Annotated in this window: 35 protein-coding genes and 1 tRNA gene; 24 read left to right on the forward strand and 12 right to left on the reverse strand. The window is 41.8% G+C overall.

The window, feature by feature from the left end; genetic code table 11:
• The first annotated feature begins 53 nt into the window (after window positions 1-53).
• The 21 genes from OCC_RS02775 to OCC_RS12565 all read left to right on the forward strand — a co-directional run bounded on the left by OCC_RS02775 (window position 54) and on the right by OCC_RS12565 (window position 8,883).
• Entirely contained in the window at window positions 54-290 is a 237-nt protein-coding gene (locus OCC_RS02775; protein WP_148290387.1) for a hypothetical protein, read from the forward strand.
• A gap of 77 nt (window positions 291-367) precedes the next feature.
• On the forward strand, window positions 368-565 hold the full coding sequence (locus OCC_RS02780) for a hypothetical protein (RefSeq protein WP_004069335.1): 198 nt from the start codon (window positions 368-370) through the stop codon (window positions 563-565).
• Window positions 566-857: 292 nt separating this feature from the next.
• Window positions 858-1,886 (forward strand): hypothetical protein, encoded by a 1,029-nt coding sequence (locus OCC_RS12385; protein ID WP_004069337.1) that lies wholly within the window; start codon window positions 858-860, stop codon window positions 1,884-1,886.
• Window positions 1,883-2,170, forward strand: coding sequence for a type II toxin-antitoxin system HicA family toxin (locus OCC_RS02790; protein WP_004069339.1), 288 nt, complete (start codon window positions 1,883-1,885; stop codon window positions 2,168-2,170). The genes OCC_RS12385 and OCC_RS02790 overlap by 4 nt, the downstream gene beginning before the upstream one ends.
• Window positions 2,171-2,184: 14 nt before the next feature.
• A complete protein-coding gene (locus OCC_RS02795; RefSeq protein ID WP_148290388.1) occupies window positions 2,185-2,622 on the forward strand; it encodes an AbrB/MazE/SpoVT family DNA-binding domain-containing protein in 438 nt (145 codons plus the stop codon).
• A gap of 312 nt (window positions 2,623-2,934) precedes the next feature.
• Entirely contained in the window at window positions 2,935-3,102 is a 168-nt protein-coding gene (locus OCC_RS12555) for a hypothetical protein (RefSeq protein WP_020953622.1), read from the forward strand.
• A gap of 9 nt (window positions 3,103-3,111) precedes the next feature.
• Complete coding sequence (locus OCC_RS02800) at window positions 3,112-4,032, forward strand: hypothetical protein (RefSeq protein WP_004069342.1); 921 nt, start codon at window positions 3,112-3,114, stop codon at window positions 4,030-4,032.
• Window positions 4,025-4,411: a hypothetical protein gene (locus OCC_RS02805; RefSeq protein ID WP_004069344.1), complete on the forward strand. Its 387-nt coding sequence runs from the start codon at window positions 4,025-4,027 to the stop codon at window positions 4,409-4,411. Before OCC_RS02800 ends, OCC_RS02805 begins: the two co-directional genes overlap by 8 nt.
• A complete protein-coding gene (locus tag OCC_RS02810) occupies window positions 4,408-4,599 on the forward strand; it encodes a hypothetical protein (protein WP_004069345.1) in 192 nt (63 codons plus the stop codon). The genes OCC_RS02805 and OCC_RS02810 overlap by 4 nt, the downstream gene beginning before the upstream one ends.
• Window positions 4,596-4,940 carry a hypothetical protein gene (locus tag OCC_RS02815; RefSeq protein ID WP_004069347.1) on the forward strand — a complete coding sequence of 115 codons (345 nt, stop codon included), beginning with the start codon at window positions 4,596-4,598 and terminating at the stop codon, window positions 4,938-4,940. Before OCC_RS02810 ends, OCC_RS02815 begins: the two co-directional genes overlap by 4 nt.
• 262 nt (window positions 4,941-5,202) lie before the next feature.
• Entirely contained in the window at window positions 5,203-5,526 is a 324-nt protein-coding gene (locus OCC_RS02825; RefSeq protein WP_004069353.1) for a winged helix-turn-helix domain-containing protein, read from the forward strand.
• An 81-nt stretch (window positions 5,527-5,607) separates the two neighbouring features.
• Window positions 5,608-6,150 (forward strand): hypothetical protein, encoded by a 543-nt coding sequence (locus tag OCC_RS02830; protein WP_004069355.1) that lies wholly within the window; start codon window positions 5,608-5,610, stop codon window positions 6,148-6,150.
• Window positions 6,151-6,174: 24 nt separating this feature from the next.
• A complete protein-coding gene (locus OCC_RS02835) occupies window positions 6,175-6,462 on the forward strand; it encodes a hypothetical protein (protein ID WP_004069357.1) in 288 nt (95 codons plus the stop codon).
• Window positions 6,443-6,745, forward strand: coding sequence for a hypothetical protein (locus OCC_RS02840; RefSeq protein ID WP_148290389.1), 303 nt, complete (start codon window positions 6,443-6,445; stop codon window positions 6,743-6,745). The genes OCC_RS02835 and OCC_RS02840 overlap by 20 nt, the downstream gene beginning before the upstream one ends.
• Complete coding sequence (locus OCC_RS02845) at window positions 6,726-7,046, forward strand: hypothetical protein (protein ID WP_148290390.1); 321 nt, start codon at window positions 6,726-6,728, stop codon at window positions 7,044-7,046. The genes OCC_RS02840 and OCC_RS02845 overlap by 20 nt, the downstream gene beginning before the upstream one ends.
• Entirely contained in the window at window positions 7,030-7,341 is a 312-nt protein-coding gene (locus tag OCC_RS02850) for a hypothetical protein (protein WP_148290391.1), read from the forward strand. The genes OCC_RS02845 and OCC_RS02850 overlap by 17 nt, the downstream gene beginning before the upstream one ends.
• Window positions 7,325-7,564, forward strand: a complete 240-nt coding sequence (locus OCC_RS02855) for a hypothetical protein (RefSeq protein WP_148290392.1) — start codon at window positions 7,325-7,327, stop codon at window positions 7,562-7,564. Before OCC_RS02850 ends, OCC_RS02855 begins: the two co-directional genes overlap by 17 nt.
• On the forward strand, window positions 7,561-7,878 hold the full coding sequence (locus OCC_RS02860) for a hypothetical protein (protein WP_004069367.1): 318 nt from the start codon (window positions 7,561-7,563) through the stop codon (window positions 7,876-7,878). Before OCC_RS02855 ends, OCC_RS02860 begins: the two co-directional genes overlap by 4 nt.
• A complete protein-coding gene (locus OCC_RS02865; protein WP_004069369.1) occupies window positions 7,871-8,479 on the forward strand; it encodes a tyrosine-type recombinase/integrase in 609 nt (202 codons plus the stop codon). Before OCC_RS02860 ends, OCC_RS02865 begins: the two co-directional genes overlap by 8 nt.
• Before the next feature lie 47 nt (window positions 8,480-8,526).
• A complete protein-coding gene (locus OCC_RS12560) occupies window positions 8,527-8,703 on the forward strand; it encodes a hypothetical protein (protein ID WP_171814831.1) in 177 nt (58 codons plus the stop codon).
• A gap of 6 nt (window positions 8,704-8,709) precedes the next feature.
• Entirely contained in the window at window positions 8,710-8,883 is a 174-nt protein-coding gene (locus OCC_RS12565) for a hypothetical protein (protein WP_020953625.1), read from the forward strand.
• 86 nt (window positions 8,884-8,969) lie between these two features.
• Here OCC_RS12565 and OCC_RS02875 read toward each other — a convergent pair.
• Window positions 8,970-9,047: transfer RNA gene (locus tag OCC_RS02875), tRNA-Gly, on the reverse strand.
• A 103-nt stretch (window positions 9,048-9,150) separates the two neighbouring features.
• Here OCC_RS02875 and OCC_RS02880 point away from each other — a divergent pair.
• From OCC_RS02880 to OCC_RS02890, 3 genes are all read left to right on the forward strand, one after another.
• The gene (locus tag OCC_RS02880) at window positions 9,151-9,528 is read left to right on the forward strand and encodes a hypothetical protein (RefSeq protein ID WP_148290393.1); all 378 of its coding nucleotides are present in this window, start codon (window positions 9,151-9,153) and stop codon (window positions 9,526-9,528) included.
• Between the two features lie 50 nt (window positions 9,529-9,578).
• Window positions 9,579-9,956 (forward strand): hypothetical protein, encoded by a 378-nt coding sequence (locus tag OCC_RS02885; protein ID WP_020953627.1) that lies wholly within the window; start codon window positions 9,579-9,581, stop codon window positions 9,954-9,956.
• Window positions 9,957-10,045: 89 nt separating this feature from the next.
• Entirely contained in the window at window positions 10,046-11,119 is a 1,074-nt protein-coding gene (locus OCC_RS02890; protein WP_004068225.1) for a thiamine ABC transporter substrate-binding protein, read from the forward strand.
• On the opposite strand, the gene OCC_RS02895 is transcribed toward OCC_RS02890, so the two are convergent.
• The 11 genes from OCC_RS02895 to malE all read right to left on the reverse strand — a co-directional run bounded on the left by OCC_RS02895 (window position 11,108) and on the right by malE (window position 24,732).
• Window positions 11,108-12,121 carry an ABC transporter ATP-binding protein gene (locus OCC_RS02895; protein WP_004068226.1) on the reverse strand — a complete coding sequence of 338 codons (1,014 nt, stop codon included), beginning with the start codon at window positions 12,119-12,121 and terminating at the stop codon, window positions 11,108-11,110. The genes OCC_RS02890 and OCC_RS02895 overlap by 12 nt on opposite strands.
• The gene (locus tag OCC_RS02900) at window positions 12,115-13,740 is read right to left on the reverse strand and encodes an ABC transporter permease (protein WP_004068227.1); all 1,626 of its coding nucleotides are present in this window, start codon (window positions 13,738-13,740) and stop codon (window positions 12,115-12,117) included. The genes OCC_RS02895 and OCC_RS02900 overlap by 7 nt, the downstream gene beginning before the upstream one ends.
• A 29-nt stretch (window positions 13,741-13,769) precedes the next feature.
• A complete protein-coding gene (locus tag OCC_RS02905; RefSeq protein ID WP_004068228.1) occupies window positions 13,770-14,729 on the reverse strand; it encodes a glycoside hydrolase family 130 protein in 960 nt (319 codons plus the stop codon).
• Window positions 14,710-16,623 carry an amylo-alpha-1,6-glucosidase gene (locus OCC_RS02910; protein ID WP_004068229.1) on the reverse strand — a complete coding sequence of 638 codons (1,914 nt, stop codon included), beginning with the start codon at window positions 16,621-16,623 and terminating at the stop codon, window positions 14,710-14,712. Before OCC_RS02910 ends, OCC_RS02905 begins: the two co-directional genes overlap by 20 nt.
• 24 nt (window positions 16,624-16,647) lie before the next feature.
• Window positions 16,648-18,132, reverse strand: a complete 1,485-nt coding sequence (locus OCC_RS02915; RefSeq protein WP_004068230.1) for an L-fucose/L-arabinose isomerase family protein — start codon at window positions 18,130-18,132, stop codon at window positions 16,648-16,650.
• A 64-nt stretch (window positions 18,133-18,196) separates the two neighbouring features.
• Entirely contained in the window at window positions 18,197-19,315 is a 1,119-nt protein-coding gene (locus tag OCC_RS02920; protein WP_020953628.1) for an ABC transporter ATP-binding protein, read from the reverse strand.
• A gap of 5 nt (window positions 19,316-19,320) precedes the next feature.
• Window positions 19,321-20,337, reverse strand: coding sequence for an HTH-type sugar-sensing transcriptional regulator TrmB (gene trmB / locus OCC_RS02925; RefSeq protein ID WP_004068718.1), 1,017 nt, complete (start codon window positions 20,335-20,337; stop codon window positions 19,321-19,323).
• A gap of 32 nt (window positions 20,338-20,369) precedes the next feature.
• Window positions 20,370-21,608, reverse strand: a complete 1,239-nt coding sequence (gene treT, locus OCC_RS02930; RefSeq protein WP_004068720.1) for a trehalose synthase — start codon at window positions 21,606-21,608, stop codon at window positions 20,370-20,372.
• Between the two features lie 4 nt (window positions 21,609-21,612).
• Window positions 21,613-22,449 (reverse strand): trehalose/maltose ABC transporter permease MalG, encoded by an 837-nt coding sequence (gene malG, locus OCC_RS02935; RefSeq protein WP_004068721.1) that lies wholly within the window; start codon window positions 22,447-22,449, stop codon window positions 21,613-21,615.
• A gap of 1 nt (window position 22,450) precedes the next feature.
• Entirely contained in the window at window positions 22,451-23,338 is an 888-nt protein-coding gene (gene malF, locus OCC_RS02940; RefSeq protein ID WP_004068722.1) for a trehalose/maltose ABC transporter permease MalF, read from the reverse strand.
• A 41-nt stretch (window positions 23,339-23,379) separates the two neighbouring features.
• The gene (gene malE / locus OCC_RS02945) at window positions 23,380-24,732 is read right to left on the reverse strand and encodes a trehalose/maltose ABC transporter substrate-binding protein MalE (protein WP_004068724.1); all 1,353 of its coding nucleotides are present in this window, start codon (window positions 24,730-24,732) and stop codon (window positions 23,380-23,382) included.
• Window positions 24,733-24,778 lie beyond the last annotated feature (46 nt).

Raw genomic sequence — 24,778 nt, forward strand, 5'->3', positions numbered from 1 at the left:
TTAACATCTTTTACTTGAAAAAATATTAAAGTTTTGTCGTGCCTTTCTTCTCGGTGATCATCATGAAGGTCTTCAAGGTCCACGTATACCTGGAAAGTGATGTCGACGTCCTCGAAGACTTTGAAGCCAACGCCACATTCATCGTAATGGCAAAAGACGAAGGACGAGCCGAATTATTAGTCAAGGAATACATCAAGAAAGAGAACCTAATGAAAGGCTACATCGAAATCGATGACGTGGAAGAAGTGCCAATCGACGAAGAGAAAGTCTTAGGGATGATTGTTGATTAACTCAGCAAATTTTAATTATGTTTTTGGATTTTTATTATTTTGGAGAACCAAGTTGTGATAACAGGAGGTGGAAGACAATGAATAATGAACAAATAGAATCAATTATAACCTTAGCTTTCCTCTTTGCATTTGGAGTATTGCTGATAATCATGGCTTATAAAGTCCCCAATCCCTTCAGTCCTTTCATGTCCAACCTTGGGCTGTTTATAGTGGGCATAATATTGCTTGGGGTTGCACTTGCCATATTAATAAAAGTCTTTGAAGAATCTTGGTAAGTTTACGTCATGCCTAAATAATACCAATGAATTTAATTTTATAAAATTAAATTCGCAAAATTAAAGCTTTTACCATCTAGAAAAAGCAAAAATAGCTCCTCTTATCTCCCTTTTTATCGAGGAATTAAATTTATTTAATAAATTTAAACCTTCTAAGATTTGATCATTATTGAGAATTTTCCCGCCATGTGAATTTTTCGCAAAAGATATATACACTATATACTATACACTGTATAGTATATCCCATATACTAACTAAATGCATTCGCAGACCTCCTAAAGGAGGCTCCAAAATGGACACAGAACAAGGAACCAAAATTTGGGTAAAGTTCAGGGGAAAAGCTGTAAAGGCACATAAAATAGAAGTGCTCCGCTTAGGAGATTTCTTATCCAACTTCCAACGCCTTCTAATCGAATATGGAAAGGCAAAAAATATAAGAAAGCCACAAGAACACTTAAAGCTATATTTAACCGACGTTGAACCAGGTTCAATAACAATTGTATTGGAACCTGCCAAGTCCTACTCTTATCATTATACTGAACCCATAAATTCGGCCCTTGATTTCATAACAAACCTTCTTAACTATGTTGATGACTATCAAAAAATTAAGCAGTATTTAGAACAAGAACTGAAATCCCCCGAAACAATCTTATCACATCTAAAAAGACTCGAAATCCTCTGGTCAGAAAAAGACTTAGAAGTTGGTATCGCAAGAAAGTTTTCAAAGCCACGGGAAGAAGACTACGTTTACATACCTCCCGAGAAAAAGCAAGTTGTCCAAAAACTTATTGAGGAGTACATAAAAGAAATATCCGACAAGATCCAAGGAGCAATCGTGGAGTTAAAGGCCCATGGGAAAAAGAGACACTTTGAGATAATAACAACGACTGGTGAAAAGATAATTTGCTATTATGACCCCAAAGAAAACCCCGAAATAGAAATTGATGCCTACAAACATTTCTGGAAACCAGTAGAAATCATTGGAATCATCAAACAAAAAGGAAAGATTAAGAGGATGGAGAGAACGTTGGAGATCAAGCCCTTTAAGTATGAGATTACGGGCACATTTGGAGGATATAAGATTAAGGCTCCCATCCCACTTAGAATTGAATATGATCACAACACCGACATATGGTGTGTCGAAAACCCTGCGCTTGAACTTTATGGATGTGGGAAAACTTTTGAGGAAGCAATAAAAGATGCAGAAGAAGTTTTCCAAGCATTAATCGAAACATACGTCTTTGAAAAAGATGAAAACCTCACTGAAGACGCCAAGAAACTGAAAAAGGCTCTTTTGGAACACGTGGAGGTGACTCCATGAAAGCCAGGGACATTAAAAAAGCTCTCGAGAAAAAAGGGTTTACCAAAAAAGAAGGGAAACGACACACCAAATACACTCTCTACCGGAATGGCAAAAAGACCAGAGTATCTGTTGTTTTTAGCAGAGGCCGAAGTAAACAAGAGCTCGGAGAAGAACTAATTAGAAGAATCATGAAACAACTTCACTTCGACAATGATAAAAACAAATTCAAGGACTTTGTAGATTGCCCAATGGGCAAAAACGATTATATCCACTATCTGATAAGTAAAGGAGTACTAGAATGAAAGGAGGAAACAGCATGACAGAGACAATCGAGCCGCTAGCGAAGTTTCATGCAAAACTAAACGTAGAGGGGAGGATTACAATACCATCTCCTACGAGAGAACTATTAGGGCTCAACCAGAATGATTATGTGGAAGTAATAGTCAGAAAAATCGAGGTTGATCATGCAAATCAAAAAATCTATGTACTAAAACAAGCTTATTTGATCTCCAGAATAGGCGTAAACGGTACGTTGTTTCTGCCCAAGGATTTACAGCGAGAAATGACTCTACAACCGAAGGAGCTTGTAGAAGTTCTTTTGGTGGGCCTTCACAGGTTTGATGAATTACTTAGTCCGAAAGGCAAGCTACTTCTCACGAAGTCTCAAAGCATTGGCAAGTGGGCATTTATTGAGCCTAATCAACCTCTTCCTCGTGAACCGTATATATCATATTACTCATATGTTTTTATTTAGGTTTAATATTTATCTATAAATATTATTTGCTGAAAAAGAAGAAAGAAGAATACTGCAAATATGTCTTTGCAGACACAAGCTAACTGCTTTTTGGGAGAGGTAATTAATATATAGATAAATTAATTCAGATTACTACTTTGGCAGGTAAATACTCGGAATTTTTGATTCAAAATTTCTGAGAATTGAATGCTTGTTCATTTTTTGCTTCTGGTCCACGGGTATTTTTCTGAACATTGTTCAATTACCAAAACTCTTTTATACATCAATTACGATAAATTTTATCGTACGATAAATATTATCGTGGTGAGGATGATGCCAGGAAGACCACGCAAGTATGATGGCCCTGTGAAGAGGTTTGAGGCATGGATTCCTTACGACCTCTACATGGAGATGAGCGAATTCAAAGAAAAGGCCGGGCTTTCTTGGCCGGATTTGATTATCAGGATGTGGTATGTGTTTAAGGCAAAAGAGAAAATCTGAGGTGTTTTTATGAGAATCTCCATGAGAGGTCCAGGAAGACCTAAGAAATGGAATGGGCGTTTACTTCAATGGACTGCGTATATAGTAGAAGATGATTTTGAATATATTGAGCAAACACGTGCTAAGTTGAAGCTATCCCGTGCGGAATTTCTTCATATGGTTCTTAACCAAGCAAATCTTAACGTCCTAGAACTCCAGGCAAAAATCAAGCACCTTGAAGAATACATTTCTCAGCTTGAGAAAGAAAATGCTGAGAAGGACAAAACCATTGAAAAGCTCCTCGCCGAGAATGAAAAACTCAAGCTTGAGAACAAAGCCCTCAAACTTGGTTCTAAGAGTGTTGTTCGTGATGCTATCAAGTTCAGGGCAATTGCTGAGAAGATCGAGGAGGGCAAGAGTTGGAAAGAAATTTGCGCTAGTGCAGGATTCAGGGATGTGGATAAGATTAAGGACATTCTTTTTGCTGCTTTTGATGCGCAGAAGGATGAGAATAATGAGTGGCCTGAGGTTATCGAGCCGAGGGATGTTGCTGAGGAGTTCAAGGGGTTTGTTCTTGTTAAAGTTCCTGGAGTCAAGCATCCGGTTGATTATGCTGTCGTGAAGAAGGGGCATGAAAAGGCTTTCCTTGCTGAAAAGAAGGCTGAGGTTGAGGCTCCGAAGGTAAGGGATCCGGCTGCAGAGGTTGCAACAAAGTTGAGGGCTTTCTTGAAGTCGTATGAGCTTATGAAATCGGATAGAAGGGGAGAGGAAAGAGCGGAGAAAATGCTTGAGAGCTTCAGCAAGAGGGGACTCAAGAATTTGATTAAGGATTATGGGTTTGTTACGGTTTTTGATGTGATTTACTCAGATCCGCAATTTAAAGCCGTGTTTTTGCCTTTACTCGAATCCCTCACCCCTAAAAAGAAAAAGGAGGTGTTAGTGGATGAATGAGTTGGAGGAGTTTTTGAGTTGGGTTTTGGAGGAAAAGAAGAAGGAGGAAGAGCAGGAGCTGGCGAAGGAGGCAAGTCTTGGCAGGATTGCAGAGGAGCTCAGCATGAAGGTGCACAATGCTGTGGTTCTAAGGCATGATTTTGAGAAGATTGGCAACGCAAGGGGTGCGGCATATTGGCAGGGATACGGCGATGGGATTGAGGAAATCAAAGAGTTGGTTCTTCAGTTGAGGCATCTTGCAGGGCTTTTGGAGCAGACTAAGGAGCGTTTGGAGCAGGTGAAGGACAAGGCTGTGCTTAGGAAGGAGGTCGATATCGAGATCGACTTGACGTGGTCGATTGCGGAAATTGATGAGGTGATCGGGAGGTTGAAGGCATGAGGTCTGTGCACTCAGGGATTACAGCAATTCGAGTCTTAGAGTATTTGGACGATTGGAAGGACGCATGGGATTTGGCGAGGGATTTGCAGATTACTGTTGAAGACGCAAAGGCTATCCTCAGGGATCTCTGCAAGAAGGGTCTTGTTTTCAGGGATGGGCACAAGTACATCAGGAGGGTTGGAGCATGAAGGTTCTTTTAGTTTTTGGAGCCCATGTTGATGTTTACAGTGCATTGAAGGCTTTGAACAAGCCAACTGACTTTATGCCAATCCCAACGATCTTCATAAAGAGGGCAAATGGCTTGTCGGAAACTGCTCTTAAGACTGATAGAGTTCCTGTGCTCACAACACCCGGCCCTGGTGAGAAAGGGAAAATTTGGGATTTGATCGAGAAGGCTGTGGAGGATGCAAGACAAGCAGGGAAGGATTTGGTAGTCATCGAGGCTGTGTGGGAGAAGCCTTTTGAGCGTTATGCAAAGCTTGCTGATTACATTTTCGTGAATGGAAGACTTTTCGAGGTGAGAGCATGAGGGTCCATGGAAGTCATACCATGACCAAACTAAGCAGCTTATTCTGGTCATATGCTGACTACGCAGGACCTGGAGTGTCAGGTTATGACTACAGGATCCTTGAGTCACATTGTGACAATGCCAGGAATGGACATAATATGACTTTGAACAGCAGCTATTTTTGGTCACAGCATGACTTCCAGATCTGCGAGTCATATCATGTCCTCGAAGGTCCTGCAGTGTCACGATATGACTTAACGGCTGCTCCTGGAGGGATGGCGTAATGTGGAGCAGCTATAGCTGGAGAGATGAAAAGGATAAGATTCGAGTGCAGTCCTTGAGAAAGCTTGTTGAAGTGCTTGAATTCTGTAAGCAGGAGCGTATGAGAGGCAAAGATAACTTTGACCTTAAGGAGTTTCTTGATGATTTTACGTGGTATTATCCTGTTTCAGCGGATGCTGTTGCAGAGCATTTTGGCATGAGCAGGAGGACTGCACAGGATTACTTGCTGACTATTAAAGCCATTGCGGGCCTTTTGCTTGAAGGTGTTAAAGAAGAGGAAGGGGAGCAGAGTGAGGATTGGGAGGAGGATGAGCTGGATGCATGAGTTCTTGAGGGAGCATCCGGACGTTTTGAGGGATGAGATTCGTGAATTCGTAGAAGAATCTTTCAAGGGGAGGGTGGTTTGATGGCCTCTCGGACTGCGTTTGTTTATCAGGATCAGCTCACTTTTGAGGATGCTTTCACTTATTTCAAGCGCTTGATGCATGATGCTGAGAATAGAGTAATCTTCTCAAGAGCTTTGCAAGAAGCTAGGAAAGGCTTAAGCGTTTCATTGCATGTAATGGATATCGATTCTCTTGTTATGCAGTATTTGCATGATAAACGAGGGCGTGTTGTAGGGAGAAGGATTCTTGGTGCTTTTGAAATAAAGTACAAGGCAAGGAATACAGTCAGGGGCTCAGAGTTGCTGGTAAATGGAAAACAGTTTGAGAATCTTCAATGGTTTGCAAAGGTGACAGGGTTGGATGTTTATTACATTGTGAACGTTGGCAATGAAGAGTTTTACATTTTCAATGTTAAGCATGTGAATCCTCAGCTCGAGTGGAGGGGAAAGGGGCAAAGTTATGACAATTATGCGGTTCTCAGAAAGGATGAGCTCATCCGCGCAAGAAAAGACGAACTTGGTAGTATTCTCAAATTATTATTGTTTGGAGGGGGGAGAGTATGAAAGAGTGGACTTGGGAGGAGCGTGATGGCGATGACTAAGCTTATTATCGAAAGAGGAGTGATTGGTTTTACTGAGAACAGGCTTTTCACTTGTCGCGTTTGTCCAAACAGGCACGATTGCGAAGCATTCAATACTCCCTTCGACCTCGAGGATTATGAAGAATTCAGAAAGACTGGAATAACGCCCGGTTGTGATATGGAAGGAAGAGAATACATCATTTACGTGGATAATAATGCTGTGTTTGTGGAGCTCGGAGACTGGAAGTGGGCTGAAATGCTATGGAAGGAGCGTGATGGCGATGGTCGAGGGTGAGGTTATAACAGTTGATAAAGTGCTCAAAAAGCTTGGACTTGCAGATTCATATTTCTTTTTCACGAAGCCTGCCGTAGCAATGCGAGTAAACAAGAGAACAGGAAAATGGACTGTGCATATTGGGGAGGTAGATAGGGAGTTCATTAGTAATCGTATCATCCCGACAACAACACTTGAATTGACATTAGAAGAAGGCATTGGGGCGATAAAAGTGCTTAGAGTCGGAAGAGCATATGGATTTGGGTTTGAAGTTAGGGAGGAGCGTGGGAGCGGTGAATCTTGAAGTGAGTGAGTTCAACGGTTTTTATATCAGTGCAATCGAGGCTGAGGGTGCTACGCTCGATGAGCTAAAAAAGCTCCTTGACGAGCACTTTGTCTTATACAAATACATAGAAGACGAGCAGATGCTTATCGCAATAGGAACTTACATAACAGAAGACCAGTTCTTCAAAGAGGAAATACAGATAGAAGCGTGGGAAGCGGGCGGTGACCTCATCGTACGTATGTATTCTCTGAACAAGGAGTTTCTCACGTACTTTCTTGAGCACATCAAGAAGAGGTTGGAGTGTGAGGGCGATGAATAGGTTTGAAGGTTGTAAGGTCTTATGGGGTAAAAGGTGGAGAGGAAAAGAAACAGGACTAATAAGGTATGCAGAGGCTGTTTTACAGACAAAAGAAGGAAAATTATACTTTGTTTCAGCAGAATTTAGTTTTGATTGTTGGGGAGATGGAGATGTCAGCATTACAGTTCACGAAGTTGAAGAGTTCAACAAGGATACAAAACAATTCAAGAAGAAATCTGGTTTCATCTCGATTAATTTAACAGAGTATGAATATCTCAATAAATTACTGTTAAAGGAGCGTGGGAGCGGTGAGTGATCTCACAATAAGGCTTTGGGTCTCTGAAAATGGCGATTTGGGGACTTTAATACTTTTTGAGCTTGAAGAGGAAGGGAAGCAGTTCAGTGTTTATTATGATGACTATTGGGAGAATATGGAAAAAGAGCTTAGGGCGAAAGGCTTTCCGGAACACGTTATAATGTTCGTCTATGGTTTTTTGAGGAAATACGGGCGTATAGTGTTGGAGAGTGATGGGCGATGAGTGAGTTTGAGAGCTTCAAAAATGCAGTTATCAAGAACTGGAAAAAGCGGCGCCTTCCGAGCTTCATCAAGAAGAGAGCCCTTGATGCTACTTTCACTTACAGCTACGAGACCCGTGAGACGTACATAGTTGCGTGGATGCAGTTCGGGAGCAAAATCTATGTTGTTGATATCACATACTCATACGAGCGCGGTTGGCTTGAGCTCGCAATTTCAGAGCTTCCAGCACCGTACTCGAAGTTGAAGAACTATGATCCTCTTATCGTACCTCCGGGAAAGAGCATTTACAAGTACGAGGTGAGACAGGATGCTTAGCGTTAACTTTCATACGAAAGTTAAGGCAAAACAAGGGCGAAATTCTAACAATCATGAGAAAAAGCCACGAAAGTTAAGAAATGTCCAAATGTTTGGGTGGGATAAAGGCCTGGACTACGAGAAAACATACAAGTTGATCCTTAACCACATGAGGGAAGCCACTAGAGATACCACCAAAGCATATGACATAATATTATTGACTCAGCTCCGCAATGGATCCAGGCTCACTGAGTCAATCAACTTCCTAAACAAAATCATCGAGACTAAACCCTTCAAACGTCAAGCCACAATCATTGTAGAAAAAAGGAAGGATAAATACGAGCGCCAGATGGTTCTTCCTGAAGAAATTAGCAAGGCCGAGCTTATGAGGGCATCATATGTTATTAAAGAAGCAAACAAGTGGAAAGTAAGCACTTACTGTAAAAGAACATATGGCTTCAACACTCATGCACTGAGGTATGCGTTTATCTCCTATCTTTCTAAGAAAGGTGTTTCTCCTCAGATTATTGCTAAGATTACTGGCCATAAATCCCTCGAATATATTGTTTATTACACTCAGCAAGTTCAAGCTGAAGAAGTTCTGAAGAACCTATCAAGGTGATCCTCATGCTCAAGCTCAAGATCTACCAGGAAGATGGTGTTTGGTGTGTGGAAGATCCCGCAGGCTACGTCGTTGGGTGTGGTAACACAATAGCAGAGGCTTTCAAGGATTTCGGTGAGAATCTAGAAGCAGCTATCGAGGAATACGTTGAGGACGATGATCTTGACAAATTCCATATTTCTGCAATAGCCCTCCGCCATGCCCTCCTCGATTGGCCGAGGTGACTCAACATGCATATATATCATAATAATGTATATGAGTTTGGTGAAAAGTTGTGGAGCAAAAGCCCAAAGTGGCCACTGATAGGAGAGGCTCTCACAGAGGAGAAAAGCATCAAAAAAGGCGAAAGACACGCTTACATATCAGCATTGATGAGGAGGTGGTCGGTGCCATGGAGAGGATGAACATTAATAAATCAGAATTCTTCAACAGCGTTGCGAGATGGGTGTTCTTGGGAGAAGAAATTCCAGAAATCATTGTAAAGTTAGAATGGTGCGGTGGCCGGGATTTGAACCCGGGTCACCGGCTTGGAAGGCCGGTGTCCTAGACCAGGCTAGACTACCACCGCATGCCAGCTGTTTTAACATGAGTGGATTTGGATTTATAAAGTTTGCGATGAGGGGGGCGTGTTTATAGTAACCTTTATTAGGGTTTTTGCTGAATTCTTTCAGGTGGTTGTCACGATCCCCAGATGGGATCACAAACTCAAAGACCCTGAAAGCGTGGCATTCACAATCCTTGACATTTTAGCAGACTTCGAATCAGAAGGAAAACTGAAGAACCTGCCAAAATCCAAAAAATTTCCAGTAAAAACAATACTGGCAATACTCCTCTTTAAACAATACTACAACCTACCCCTCAGAGACGCCCAGCACTACGGCAGAAAATTCTTCGGAGCAAACATTCACTACTCAACCCTCCACAACTGGGAGAAAAAACTGAACCTCGAAGAACTGACAAACCACCTCCTGAAAAAACTCCAGAAATTACCCTACGCCAGCACTCAAGCAGACTCAACCATTATCACAAATAAAAAAAGGACAGGATAGAAGTTCAGGCAATAACGAGAATCCTGCCGGGTTTACTGTATCCGGTTGCTGTGAAGATCACGACTTCTGAGAACGAGCTGATTGAACTCCTGCCGGAGGGTTCTGGGAATTTTTATGCTGATGGGGCTTATGATTCAAAGAAAGTTCTGAACACTGTGGTGGAAAAGGGTTATCGGCCGATTGTTAAGAAAACTAAGAACCCTCCAGGTGGTTTTGGCAGTAAGAAGAGAGACAGTGTGTTTTCTGAAAAAGAGTACGGGCATAGGAATCCTCATGAGGGGTTCTGGGGTGCGTTTACAACGTGGTTTGGCAGTAGAATCCCCTGTTTTCTGAAAAAGACTACTGTAACCCGAATTTTGCTTGGGGTAATGTGTTATGGTCTGAAAATCCTCCTCAGAGTCAAATACTGTTTAAATAACAGGGGGTGAAACTAAACACGCCCCGATGAGGGAAGATTTTTTAAACCCTCCCTAGAACACAGTTTTGGAAGAATAGAAATGGGTTTTAGGTGATGAGCATGAAGAGGTTCGCGGTTATTTTGGGGCTTCTCTTGATAGCAACAACCCTTGGATGCATTACGCAGAGTCAAACATCAACAGAGAGCACGGTAAAAGAAGAGCAAAAGCTTGTTATCTATTCCTACGACAGCTTTGAATACCTAGCAAGTGAAGTAATTCCAAAATTTGAAGAGAAATACGGAGTTAAAGTTGAACTCCAGCTCATTGGAGATGCTGGAGAGGTTTTAAACAGGTTAATCCTGGAAAAAGATAACCCAAGAGCCGATCTAGTTATAGGAATAGACAACAGTCTTTTAGCAAAGGCAATCGAAGCTGGAATACTAGAACCTTACAAACCAGAGAACATAAACCTCGTCCCAGAAAATCTCATCTTTGACCCAACGTTTCACCTAACCCCCTATGATTACGGATATATTGCAATAAACTACAGGGAGGATATGGTGCAAAATCCCCCAAAGAGTCTTGAAGACCTCACAAAACCGGAGTGGAAAGGAAAGCTCGTTATTGAAGATCCTAGGACGTCTTCTCCAGGAGCTGCATTTTTATTGTGGACAATAGCAGTATATGGAGATGATGGATATCTCTACTACTGGGAGAAGCTTAAGGAAAATGACGTCCACATAGTTAAAGGATGGACAGAAGCTTGGACAGCTTTTATGAACGGTGAATTCCCTCTGGTGCTTAGCTACGCTACATCACCAGCTGCAACAGTCTATTACGACAACATAACCTACGTTAAAGCTATAGCCTTCGAAGAGGGCAACTACATGCAGATAGAGGGAGCAGGAATAGTAAAAGGTGCAAAGAACAAAGAGCTGGCAAAGAAGTTCATAGAGTTCATGCTCACAGAAGACTTCCAAAGTGCTATTCCCACCAACCAGTGGATGTATCCCGTAAACCCAAACGTTGAACTGCCAGAAGTGTTTAAATATGCCCTTCAACCAGAAGAGATAAAACCTGTAACCCTCGACCCAGAATACGTAAAGGAGAACTTCGAACGCTGGATTAAGGAATGGACGGCTCTAATGGTAGAAGGAAAGAGCCCAGAAGAGATAATATCTTCAAGGGGATGAGCTAAGTATTGAAAAGCTTTTTACTTTTATTCCAACTTTTTTTGGTATCTTTTCAATTGAAAAGGGGATCTCATCCAAGAATCTTTCTGCGATTATAATCTTGCCCTCCACATCAATCTTGAGCCGTATTCTACCCGGGAGCAGTTCGTAGTCCACTATTTCTCCCATGTCTCCCTCTTCGATATAAACGCTCTCCGGCCTGAAGAATATCTTTACTCTCCCTTCCGTTTTAACTTCAAAGCAAAGGTTCCCAACATATGCTTTTCCCTCTTCTGCGTTAACCTCTAAAATGTTAGAAAGACCTAAAAACCTGGCTACAAACTCATTTTTTGGGTTGTAGTAGAGATCCAATGGATTCCCAATCTGCTCTATCTTTCCAACGCTCATAACGGCTATCCTATCACTTATTGCCATAGATTCCTCCTGATCATGCGTTACGTAGATTGTAGTTATTCCAAGCTCTTTTTGGATTCTTTTTATTTCTCCCCTAAGCCTTTCTCTTATTTTTGCATCGAGATTGGAAAGGGGTTCATCTAAAAGCAAAAGCTGGGGTTCTATCACCAAAGCCCTTGCCAGTGCAACTCTCTGCTGCTGACCGCCGCTCAGCTGCTCGGGGTAACGGTCTTCAAATCCCTTCAAACCCACAAGCTCAAGAGCCCATGAGACTCGTCTTTTAATCTCTTCCTTAGAGAGCTTTCTGAGCTTTAAACCGAAGGAGATGTTGTCATAAACCGTCATATGCGGAAAGAGAGCATAATCCTGAAAGACAATGCCTATGTTCCTTTCATATGGAGGAACATCGTTCATAACGGTATCATTAAAGTATATCTTCCCTTTGTCCGGCTTCTCAAAACCAGCTATTATTCTAAGTGTTGTTGTCTTTCCACAGCCACTCGGGCCGAGCAAGGTTAAAAACTCTCCCGGTTTTGCCTCTAGGGAAGGAATATCAAGCCTGAAACCCGCCTGCTTAAACTCTATGTCCTCAAGTCTTAACCTCACCATACCTCCTCACCCGTTCTCTCAATTAGAATAAAGGTTATTGTGCTGACCAGCATTAAAATAACGGACATTGCCGATGCCGGGCCGAACTGCCGCGAGCCTAAAAAGCGGTATATTGCAATTGTTATCGTCGTGTACTCGGGCTTATATATCATGTAGGTAGCTCCAAGCTCGGCTATGCTCATCGCAAAAGCAAATATCGCTCCCACTACTATGCCCCCAAAAGCGAGGGGAAGCTCAACTTTCAAGAATGCTTTGAGTTCGTTGGCTCCCAAGCTCATGGCGGCTTCCTTTAGGCTGGGCTTTATCTTCTTCAGCACCGTGGAGATTGCTCTTAGAACAAAGGGGTAGGCAATAATCGTGTGTGCAAAGACTATCAGATACCAGGTGCCTAAAAGGTTCAGAGGAGGTTTGTGGAAAGCCCTTATGTATCCTAAGCCAAGGGTTATTGCAGAAGAAGCCAAAGGCAGCATCACAAGAGCATCAAAGATGTTTTTGCCCCCAAATTCCCATCTGTACATTATGTAAGCAATGCTCAAGGCCAAAAGTACCGAAAAGATCACCGTAGAGAACCCAAAGAAAAGGGAATTTCTAATTGCCGTTATGCTGTTTGCGCCGAATATAGGGTTGTACTCCGGAGAGAAAACCCTTCTGTACCACTCAAGTGTAAACCTGCCCCCATAAGTAAACGAGTGGTAAACAACAGCTATTAGGGGAGATAAAATAAAAAGGAACACTACGCTGGAATAGACAGCTATTAATGCCCCTTTTATGCTCAAAAGTTCTCTCAGGGTCAGGGACACTGGCTTTCTAAATACTCTCTGCTCCTCCGCTTTTGCGTAAAGATCAAGGCTTTTTAGGTAGAGGTACATAAAAACAAAACTCAGCGAAATTTGGATTATGGCCAAAACTGCTCCCGTTTTGAAGTCTAAAAGGGTCATTATCGCCGTGAAGATATCAACTTCTATGGTCGCATACTGATACCCTCCGAGGATCAGAGGAATTGAAAAGCTCAAAAAGCAGAAGACAAAGGTCAGCATTGAAGAAGCAAATATCGCCGGCATGAGCATCGGCAATGTGACTTTTCTAAAGAGGGTAAATCCTCTTGCCCCCAAACTTAGAGCAGCTTCTTCGTAGTGGGGGTTTATACGTTGCCAAAGCGAGGAAACCATCCTCACGACCACGGGAAAATTGTAGAATGCGTGAGCCAAAATTATTGCCTTCCATGAGTAGAGAATTCCTGGATCCCTTCCAATCAGCTGTGCAATTACTCCAGATCGCCCAAATAGGAGTATAAAGCCCAAGGCAACCATGATGCTAGGCATTACAAAGGGAACCGTTAGAAGGGCTTTTAAAATTCCCTTGCCTGGGAAGTCATATTTTGCAAAGATATACGCCCCAGGTAACCCCAACAACAGTGTTAAGAGTGTAGAGGCAAGTGCCTGCCAAAAAGTGAAAAATACAACCCTTCTGTGATAGCTGTTTGAGATTACCTGGAGAATATACTTCAGCGTAATCCCGTTATCCCACAAACCCTCCTTTAATATGCTCATTAGAGGGAAATAAAAGAACATGAAGAGGAAAACAAGAGGTAGGAAAACTATGAAGTTTCTCCACTTCATTCTCATCGGATTTAATGAGTTATATGGTTTTATAAGTCTGTTGTCCAGTAGGCTAAACCAATATGCCTATCAGCTCCACCGTAATACAGCAAAATCTTGTTCTCGTGTTCCACCATGCCTTCAACAAAGACGACATTATTAACGTGGCCATAAAGCTCCCATTCATACTCCGGAACCATTAGTGGGGTTTCAGTCCTTGCAACAACCTTATCTGGGTATTCTTTATCGAAAATTACAACTCCCACTTTGTACTTTAACTTATCTCCATATCTGCCAGCGCTATTGTAAATCAAAGCTATTCCATAGCTAGTCTCAAACAAAGGTGGGCCAGGTTCAACCAGAACGTTATCGAAGTATCCTTCTCTTGGAGATAGCACAGGCTCTTTCATGTACTCCCAGTTGACCAAGTCCTTTGAAACTGCCATCCAGATATTTGAATCGCCAAAATACATCAAGTAGTTTCCCTTAAAATTGCCTTTTTCAAGCTTTTTTGGCAAGATTGCGCCGCTTTTTGTCCAACCTTTGATGTTGTTCTTTTTGTACTCAAAACCTTCAAAAATTGGCCCGTGTTTCTTCCATGTTAGCATATTCTTTGAGGTCGCCAGACACAACCTCGCTGTTTTACCATCGTAACCGGTGTAAGTCATATAGTACGTCTTACCAACCTTCACTATCCTTGGATCTTCAACACCAACACTTTCCCACTTGTATTCGGGTTCAATTATTGGTTCTGGATGTCTAAAAAAGTTAATGCCATCGTAACTTATTGCAAGCCCAATCCTGCCCGTCAGCTTATCTTCTTTGGATTCTGCTCTGTAAAGCATTACTATCCTGTCCTTCTCTTTAATAACCGCAGGATTGTAAGTGTTTCTTGAATCAAAACCTTCTCTAGAGGGAGACAAAATAGGCTGAGGAATCTTTTTTGGAGGCTTTATGTCAATTTTGTTCCCTTCTATTTTGATAATCTTTTCAAATATCTCGCTCTTCAAATCTAACAACCTCCTTCTCTTGAGATTCAATCAAGTATGCCTTCCTTCTAAACCTAACCAACGCTGAAACCTTAAAGTTTTTGGGCAATAAGGGGGAAACAGTTAGTTCTTTTTCAGCTTTAAGACCTAACAGAGCTGTGAGAAGTGCAAATACACTCGCAGCACTCCACGCCTGTGGGGCATTTGCCCTAGGGCATAATAGTGGATATTCACTCTCAAGACCACTGAAGAGTTCTGGAAGCTGAGAATTGGGAAGGAACTTTGCAGTTTTGAATATCGCCTCTGCAAGCATTCTTGCCTTTTCCTTTTCTCCAATTGATGCAAGTCCAATGGCAATTACTGCATTGTCGTGAGGCCATATGCTACCATTGTGATAGCTAAATGGGTTATAGGCCTTTTCCTTTGAGCTGAGTGTTCTAATTCCCCATCCAGAGAACATGTCCTCCTCAAATAACCTTTCAGCTATTTTTTCTTGATGCTCAGCTATTCCGGTAAATAAGAGATGCCCCATGTTGGAAGAGACCACCTTAGATGGAACGTTGTCTCCATCTAGAGCAAGAGCATAGAAGCCATCGCACCAGAAATCCTTGTTAAATCTCTTCTTTAGTTCTTCTGCTTCCTTTTTGAGCATTTTTGGATCCAGTGAAGTCAGACCAAGTGAAGCTGCATCCATAAGTGCCTTATAGGCATATCCCTGCACTTCTACCAAGGCAACAGGTGGTTTAGTAGGGGTGCCCTCCTCAGTTGGAATGCCTTCCTTCGAGTCCTTCCATCCTTGATTAGCCAAGAGTCCTCCCTTATACCTTATGTATCCCCCACCTTCATCAAGTCTCCTCAAAATCCATTCCACCGCAGCAGTCAGATTTGGTTTGAGCCTTTCTATTAGCTCCCTATCACCAGTCCACCGAAGGTATTCAGCGGCTAAAATAACGTAGAGAGGGGTTGCATCTACGGTTCCGTAATAAGGAGCAAAAGGCATTTTTCTCGAATGAGACAACTCACCAAACCTAAACTCGTGGGGAATCTTGCCGGGCTCTTCTTCATTAAGTGGATTAAACTTCTTTCCCTGAATCTTGGCAAAGAATTTTAAAGTGCCTTCGGCATACTGGGGATAATATGGAAGCAGAAACCACGATGTGATAATGCTGTCTCTTCCAAAAGGACATGCATAATACGGAATACCAGCAAATGGAACCATTCCATAGTTGGTGTACGCTGTCAAGGCAGTTAGATCCTCAATAGCCCGCTCAAAAACTCTATCAAGCCATGTTAAGTTCGTTGAGACAACATTTGGAAGCAAAAGAGGCTTTTCTGTCAAAAATATTTCAAGTCCTTCCTTCGAAATCTTGGGAATGAATTCAAGGTAGAGAGTCTCTTTCTCAAGGGGTTCTAGAGTAATCTCTGCAAATGCCAGTCCTTTTTCAGTTCTCATGTTTGTTTTGATCTTCAGATTTCTTTTGATTTTATCTTTTCCAGTATAGGAATACTCATTTTCGTCTCCAAGAGAGCTCTTGATCCTGCGTCTAATTTTTTGTCCTCCGAATTTTCTAACTTCAAAAATATCTTCTATTGGAACTTTAAAGGAGTACTCCACTCTAAGGTGCACCTTCCTCTTTGAGGTATTGTAGAACTGAAGTTCTTCTCTATATGCCCAGTTGTCCTTTATTTCTCGCTTTCTCAACAGAACTACTTCATCTTCTATGGAAAAATGAGAATATGCCTTTCTCGGGCCATCCTGAGAGCTTCCTATGAGCACGCTGTTCTTATCTAACTTGAGCTTCACTCCCTTTAGAAAGCGAGTGTCAAAGATATAAAAACCATCATAGCCATCTTTCATATCTCCATTTTGTCTCGTAACGGCAAAAGCCCCGTTATAAGAGAGAATAACTGACATCCCTCAACCTCCAAAGAATTGAGATTAAAGAGAAGTCAAAAAATTCTCAACTTCTTCCTTCTTTCTCAGATTTACCGCTTTGATACCCCACATTCTTGCTACGAACTCAATTTCCTCCGTGAAATCTCCAGGAACTGCTGAGAGATGATTTGCCCCCATTATATTTAGGAACTTCTCCTTGTCGAGGGGATTCCTTATTGCTGTATGAGGCCATTGTTTGCCCCATTTTAGCTTGGATTCGATTTCTTCAGTGATCTCAACCCCCTCTGCAAGGAAGTATAGGAGGTAGTACTCTCCTCCTTTTCTTATAAGCCTTGCAACGGTGAGCTTAGTTGGTGGAGTTCTATATGTTAATGCTCCTCCGCTTTTTCCTTGGCATTGGCCTTGTATGGTTGTTTCCTTGAGGTTTTCTTCGGGGTTTTCGCTGAGCTTTGCATAGTAAAGGGATGAGGCACCGCAGTTTGCTATCAGTACAAGCTCATCGTCAACGTACTTTATGTCACCAAAAAGCGGGGGTTTTCCACTCAAATAAAAGAGTAAAGCAGAGCTTATAGTCCCTTTCACGTCTCCTTCACATGTAGCTGGCACAACAGGTTTTTCTCCTTTTGCATCGGCATTAAACGGGAAGAGAGCTGGGATTAGACATGCGGTCACTCCATATATCTCACTAAGCTCCGGCTGGCATTTAATCGAAACAGCTACCGTTTCTTGTTCATATTCCTTCCAGATATCCTTTGCGGCGAGGTATATGGCTATCTGTCTCCTTAAAACCTCCGGAGTTAGCATTTTATTGTCATAATTAACCTTTGCCTTCTCATTCAGCCAGTCAAAGAACTCCTCAACACGAATACGCTCTTTTTCATCACTAATCATTGAATCTGCTCTCTTGATTATTGTGTACTGATCGAGGATCAAGAAGTCCCCTATAAACCTTTTTAATCTTGGAAGGTCGTCCATTAAATGCTCCATTCCAAGTGTATAAGGAGCTCCCCAGAGAAGTAAGGATTTTTTGGATAGCTTCGATACAGCCTCTGCAGCCCTTGCCCATGCTTTTACTTTCTCTACATCTCCCTTAAGCCTTACATGGTGTAGGGCATGATAGTTTACGGAGCTTTCCCATAGGGAAGCTCCAACAGAGGTTATACATGTACTCCCAGCCCAAGCTGGATCATCGTCGGCATAGAGAAGCAGAGGTTTGTTGGTTTCCTTTGCCAGCAACGTTACAAGATTGCTCTCCGTCCAGTGCCACAGGCCCAAGATAATTCCACTTATATCTCTGGAGCCTATCAATCTGGAAGCTTTAAGGACTTCCTCTTTATCATCAACTCCAAAGTTTTCTCCCCTTTCGAGGGCTTCATATTTCCCAAGAGCCTCATTAACGTCAAAAACTTCGAGGTTAGAGGACTTCAGTTCCTTTATAAGGTTTTTATGTTTTTCCAACAGGGCTTTTTCCCTCTCTACTGAAAGGGCAGTTTTCCTTGGATCTGTGAAAGTTATAACGGCTAGCACACAACACCACCTTGGCATTTGTTATGCATGAATTGTTTTTAAAATTTAAGGGAGGAGAAGAGGCCTAGAATATTGCTTTTCCTGTGGTTTTGTCGAAGATGTGAATCTTCTTCATATCAAACACAACATCAACCTCCACACCCTCCCTAACCCTAGACTCCGACCTAAAGGAGCCGACAAAAGTCACACCACCAACACGCAAATGCACAATCCTCTCACTACCCAAATTCTCCACAATCTCAACCACAGCCCTAACCAAATTCTCCCCAGGAACCCTCACCTGAGCAAACATCGCATCATACAAATCCTCCGGACGAATACCAAAGATTACCTCCCTACCAACATAACCCAACTCCCCCAAAACCTCAAACTGATCCGGAAGAAGCTTCAACCTAAACTCCCCAAAATCCACAAACCCATCCTCAGTAACAATAGCATCAAGAAAATTCATCGGCGGGCTTCCAATAAAACCAGCCACAAAAGTATTCGCAGGCTTATCATAAACCTCATCCGGCGAACCCACTTGTTGCAAAACACCCCGATTCATCACAGCAATCCTATCACCCATCGTCATAGCCTCAACCTGATCGTGGGTTACGTAAATCGTCGTCACACCAAGCTGCCTCTGCAACTTCTTCAGTTCAGCACGCATCCTAACCCTCAACTTAGCATCCAAATTACTCAAAGGCTCATCCATCAAAAACACCTGCGGCTTCCTAACAATCGCCCTACCCAACGCAACACGCTGCCTCTGCCCACCGCTTAATTCCCTCGGCTTCCTATTCAAAAGCTCCGTCAAACCGAGGAGCTCAGCAACCTCCCTAACACGCTGGTCAATCTCCTGCCTCGGAACCTTCCTGAGCTTCAACGGAAAAGCAATATTATCATAAACAGTCATATGCGGGTACAACGCATAACTCTGAAAAACCATCGCAATATCCCTATCCTTCGGCGGGACGAAAATTCCCTTCTCCGGGTCAGCAACCAGCCTATCACCAATGTAAATCTGCCCCCTACTCGGCTCCTCCAGCCCAGCAATCATCCTGAGCGTTGTTGTNTTCCCACAACCACTCGGGCCCAAAAGAATCATAAACTCCCCATCCTTAACCTCCAAACTCAACTCCCTAACAGCAGTAACCTCCCCAAACACCTTCCAAACATCTACAAGCCTAACACCAGCCATAAAAATCACCCCATAATGAATTTTATTTCAGTACTTTCATAATCTTCAATAACCGCAAACATGCCTCCAACCTTTACAACCCCGTTTTCAGTTTCGAGATGGATATTGTTAACGGCTTCCCTGAGAGAGAGTGTGTATCCTACAACCCTTCCGGTAAGGGTTTCTAATCTGCCTGACTCCAAGTTTTTTCCAGTTATCTCAGCATAGATGTTTCTGTTTTTTAAGTGATTTTTAACAAAGTCTACTGCATGAAACATAGCGAAGAATCTAATATCTTTTGGATTGCCGATAATCTCTTTTTCGAGTGTGGATTCCTTGAAAATTTCTATTATGAGACTGTATTGGGAGAATATTATCTCAGGATAAGTGGACTTAAATGAAGGAGGTCCAATAGAGTCAAAAGTGGCATTCTGAATTGTGACTACCTCTTTTCCATCAGTCATGCCTATTAAGTGGTTCAGCTTGTAGAACTGCCTAACAAAGAAATTCCCTTTCCCTTTGAACTCTGATAGATCCGGGATTTTGTCGATATAGAGGGACACCGTTACACCTCTCTCGAGAGTTTTGATCAAATCTTCTCTTATTGTTTCAAAGAATTCGCTTGGAGTAACTACTATAACCTCATTTTTAGCTGAATAGAGTGACTCTCTGAACATCTCAATGGCTTCGTCAAAACTCCTGCTCCTCCATATTGCAGGTCTCTGTTCTTCCTTTTTTACATTATTAAGCTCAATTTCGAGCTTTTTCATTATGTCTTCGAGTTCTTTTTTGAACCTGAAAAATGCTATTCTTGGTGAGTAGGCAGCGTATACCTTTGGTGTCCCTTCAATTTCAGTCACAAATCCTCTAAGTTTTAAGGAGGATATTGTATCATAGACCCTGTTGTATGGAATCCCGCTTTTTGTGGATATTTCCTTCGCAGTACTGGGCCCATAAACCAAGAGAGTCCAGTAAGTGAGGATTTCATACTTTGTAAATCCAATCTCACTCAAAGCATGTGAAATTTCTGGGGGAATCTCCATTACTGTCACCTAAAAATATATTGGAAGGAGGTTTAAAAAGAATTTAGTAAATCAAGATACCTCTCAAGATGCTTTGTTATTATGAAATTCTCTTTAATCCTTTCTTTGGCGTTTTTGCCCATTTCCTGTGCTACATCTTTGTGCTCGAGGAGATAAAGCGTTTTCTCAATGGCATCGTTAACATCCTTCACCAGGAAACCTGTTTTTCCATCCACTATCTGGAGTTTTATTCCTCCCACAGCTCTGCCTACCACTGGCTTTTCTTTCCACATTGCTTCGGTAACGGTCAACCCGAATCCTTCCCTAATGGACATCTGGAGAATCACATCGCTTGCCCTCTGGAAGGCATTTACCTCTCTTGCGTGAACTCCAGTAAGGTTTGTAAGCACTTTGATGTCGTAATCTTCTCCGATTTTTCTTAAGGTTTTCTCAAAGTATATCCAGCCTTCTGGGTCATCATGCGCCATTACACCAACTAGCAGGAGCTGAACTTCTGGTATCTTCTCCTTGACTTTTCTGTAAACGTCAATTACATCGAAGACTCCTTTCCATGGGTCAAAACGAGCTACCTGCGTGATTATCGGTCTCTCTGGATCTACATCAAACCTTTCTAAGGTTTTTAAGATTTCACTTTCACTTAGCTCCATGTTCTTTTCACTGAGAGGATCAATAGAGGGAGGCATTATAACGACTTTCTCTTGGTTTAGATCCTCTTGAACGTATTCTTCCATGTGGAAGATATATCTGTCATATTTCTCGACAAACTGCCTCAGAAACTTCCAAAACTCCAAGTTTGGATCACTTAGATCTATATGGCATCTCCAAATCCAAGGCTGCCTTTTCTCATAAAACTCTATAAGCGGTGCCGGTTGAGGATCGTGTATCAAGACGTAGTCAAATTGGGTCAGGTCAATGTCTTCTGCGTTCTTTTTGTTTATCTCTAAATAAAGCTTTTTCATTTCCTCAGTTAACCTAAGCTCCTTGTTTCCCTGGAGAGCATTGTGAAAACTCTTTGTAACATTGAAAAATTCATTTGTCCCCTCAATTACAAACCATCTTGCGTCTATTCCGACATCCCTCATCAGAGGGACGAGGTTGTGCAGAATTTCAGCAACTCCTCCACCAAAAGATGTGGAGTTTACGTGAACAAAACTCTTATCTTTCAGATTTTCTGCCTTAGCTTTAATAGCTTCCAGAGCTTCATCTCCTATTATTTCCCTGTAGTCCTCAAGCCTTTTACCTTCTCCACCAAACTTCGTTACCTCATACATTCTATCACTCTCCTTTTAGTGCCCCAGCAGTTAAACCACTAACAATGTATTTCTGGAAAAGCAATGCCATTATTACAAGCGGGATCGTAGAGATTACCGACGCTGCCATCACGCTTCCCCATGGAATTTCACCATGAACTCCTTGGAAAAGTGCTATACCTACAGGGACTGTTCTTGCCCTGTGATCGGTGGTAAATAACAAAGCAAACATAAATTCATTAAATGCTGCAATGAACACTAATAATGCTGTTGAAAACAAAGCAGGAGCAGATAAAGGAAGTATTATCGTAGTTAGAGTCTTTATTCGGGATGCTCCATCAATCATTGCAGCTTCATCCAAATCTTTTGGAAGTTGAGAAAAGTAGCTTAGAAGAATCCACAATGAAAGAGGAAGCGTCCAGGCAACATAAGGGAAATATAGGGCTTGATAGGTGTTCACCCATCCTAACTTTTCTATAAACTTGAATAAATAACCAACTAGACTTATCTGAGGAAACATAGAGAGTCCCAGCACAAATATTGGGATCAGTAATCTCCCTTTGAACTCTATTCTTGAAACTGCATATGCAGCAAGAGAAGAAATACTGACAGTTGTAAGAGTTACAAGGCTGGCTATAATTATACTGTTCTTTAAATAAGCTGGGAAATGCAAGGTAGGATCACTTAAAACCCTCACATAATTCTCAAGAGTAGATTTATACTCTACAAGCGGAGATCCTAAGAACGTTGGATCCTCTGCAAAGGAAACAACAATCATCCATATAAACGGAAACAGACAGATTATTGCCATTAATATGGCCCCGATAATTAGTAATATTCTTTTTAGAACTTCCTCTCTCATTTCAATCCCTCCTGAATCTTCCTACTTTTAAGTACACTATTGTAAACGACAATACTAGAACAAAGGTTAAAATCGAGATTGCAGAGCCAATTCCGTAGTCTCCAAGATTGTAATAGTTGAAAGCTAAGAGAGAAATTGACGTGGTAGCACCTCCTGGGCCTCCACCAGTAAGTACATAGATTATATCAAACACCCTCAATGCATCAATAGTTCTCAATATAAGTGCTACAATCAAAACCGGTTTTAATAAAGGCAAAGTAATACTCTTAAACCTCTCGAACATGCTCGCACCATCTATCAAGGCTGCTTCATACAAGTCTTGTGGAATGGCTTGCAAACCTGCCAACAGTAAAAGAGTCATAAAAGGTGTTGTTTTCCAAACATCAGCAATTACGATAGCAAAAAAAGCACTTATTGGAGTCCCAAGCCAATTTACTGGACTTACTCCAAGAATAGACAATATCCAATTAAAAAGACCATAGCTATAATTATACATGAGTTCCCAAGTTCTCGCGGAGATGATTGTTGGAACTGCCCAGGGAATCAAAACTATAGCTCTTAATACCCCTCTCCCTTTGAGTCTTTCATTCAATATTAGCGCAAAACTTAATCCCAATATTGTTTCTAGAGAAACACTAACAAACGAGAAAGATACTGTAACAAAAGTAGAATACCAGAATTCTCGAGCAGATAACACGCGTAAATAATTTCTCAGTCCAACAAACGGTTTTTCAGGAATAAAGGTCACATCCCTATGAAGGCTAATCCAAAAGGTTCCCATAACAGGTAAGATTATGAACACTAAAACTACTGTCAGAAGAGGGAGTATCATTAAATAACCAAGTTTTGCTTCCCTATACTTGAGTTTGGAAGTGAGGTTATTATCCATTATCTTCCCCTCCATTTGTGTTAAGAAGTAAAAAACAAAAATCAGCTGTATTGTTTAACTAATTCCTCTGCCTCTTTTTGAGCCTTGTCCAATGCTTCTTGTGGGGATATTTTGCCAGCTAGTGCTGAATTAACATACTTTTGAATTATCTCACTCAACTGCGGATAATAAGGAACTATCGGCCTTGGCACTGCGTTCTCAAAAACTGCTCTAAGTTCCTTTAGGTGAGGGGATTTACTAACAACAGCAGGATCATCGTAAACATCTACTCTTCCAGGATTCCATCCGAGATTCATTGCGAAGCCTTTTTGCACACTGTAGCTTTCCACAAATTTGACAAATTCCCAAGCTAATGCTTTGTTATCTGAGTACTTGCTTATCCCAATGTGCCATCCTCCAAGTGTAGCTGCACTCTTATGACCTGGAAAGTGCGGAAGTGGTGCTACTCCAACCTTCCCTTTAACAGGTGAATCATCAGCATTGTGTAGTCCCCACGCGTATGGCCAATTTCTCTCGAATGCAGCATTGCCCTGTTGGAACATTAATCTAACTGGCTCTTCTGTCATTTCAGTATATGTGTTTGGTGGAGAAATCTTATATTTGTGAATTAGATCCACCATAAACTGAAGTGCCTCAACATTTTCAGGTTTATTTAGAGTTGGCACCCACTTTCCGTCTTTGAATTCACCTAGGGATCCTCCATTGCTGTATACGTATTCTACAAAATCACAAACCAAACTTTCATACTGCTTTCCCTGCCATACAAATCCCCAGAAATTCGGGTTAGTCTCTCTCTCACCACTTTGTATTTTTTGAGCCATTTCAACAAGTTCTTGCCAAGTTTCTGGGGGTTTGCTATAGCCATACTTTTCTAGTAGGTCTTTCCTATAATACAACAACCCTGCATCAATATATACTGGAAGAGCATATAGCTTCCCACCCTGCTTGTCTGCCAAGTTAATTACACTCTGGAAAAATACACTCAGGTCATAGTTGTCCTTCTGTACATAGTCATCAAGAGGTTCAAGCCACCCAGAGGCTATAAATTGACCAAGCCAAGCAACATCCATCAAAAATACGTCTGGATCAGAAGACTTTCCTCTTAAAGCATTTACTAAGTCAAGTCTCCTTTGTTCAGTGTCAGTAGCTTGCCTTTTTAGCTCAACAGTGACCCCAGGATATTTCTTCTCAAATTCAGCTATAACACCTTTCCAGTATTCTATTTCATTTGGAGCTCCTCCTACAGCAAATACTATCTTTCCTTGCAAACTAGTTTCGGTAGGAGTCGAAGTCACTGTTGATGTCTGTTGGCCACCAATGCACCCACTTGCCACTACTGCAATCCCCAAAACTCCAACTAAAAACAAACCAAGCAGTACCTTCTTGACATTCATATAGGGGCACCTCGATTCCTTTGTATATACTAAAAGTATATATATT

It is taken from the genome of Thermococcus litoralis DSM 5473, assembly GCF_000246985.2.
GTDB lineage: Archaea > Methanobacteriota_B > Thermococci > Thermococcales > Thermococcaceae > Thermococcus_A > Thermococcus_A litoralis.